This window comes from Paraburkholderia sp. Ac-20336 (assembly GCF_017105025.1).
GTDB lineage: Bacteria > Pseudomonadota > Gammaproteobacteria > Burkholderiales > Burkholderiaceae > Paraburkholderia.
On sequence record NZ_JAAGPS010000317.1, the window covers coordinates 1 to 703 of the forward strand.

Annotated in this window: 1 pseudogene; it reads right to left on the reverse strand. The window is 71.4% G+C overall.

Annotated elements, in window-relative coordinates:
• A pseudogene (locus tag GXB81_RS31220) lies at nt 1–703 on the reverse strand (hypothetical protein); the annotation flags it as partial.

Sequence of the window (703 nt, forward strand, 5' to 3'; positions counted from 1 at the left end):
CTGCGCCTGCGCGGCTGGCACGCTCGCCGGCGATTGAACCGATCCGGTCCACTCCTGCGCACCGCTCGCCGGCAGCGCCGCCGCCTGCGAGCCTGCTACCGGCGCGGACGCAGCCGCTCCGCTCGCTGCCGTCGCCGACATCACCGCGCTCGCGCTAAACGGCACACTGGCCGCACCAGACACTGCGGGCGCGGCAGACGTCGCGACCTGCGCCGCTGCCTGAGTGCCTACCTGAGTTGTGACCTGAGTCGCAGCACTAGTCACACTCGCAGCCGCAGCGCTGACCTGCGCGACCGCGCTCGCAGCACCACTGCCCGCACTAGCCGCAGCAGCCACCGTCGGCGTGGACACCGGCACAGCCGGCGCGGAAGCAGATGCCGTAGGCGCAGACACCGCCGCACCAGACGTCCCCGAAGCCGCCGCCACAGCACCTGCCGCTGCAACCGACGAAGCCGCCAGCGCCCCCGACGCATCCAGCGCCGGCACGATCAGGATCGCGCCGACACGCAGCCGGCTCGGATCGTGGTTCATGAACGCGGCCGGATTCGTATCGAACAGCGCGTGCGTCGAGCGAGCGAGCACGGCCTTGTCATGCGATTGCGTGACGGCGATCGCCACGTCGTTCAGCGACTGCCCAGCCCGCACCGTGTACTGGCTGCCCGCGCCATAGGTGACGACAGCGGGAGCGGAACCAGCCTCCGGC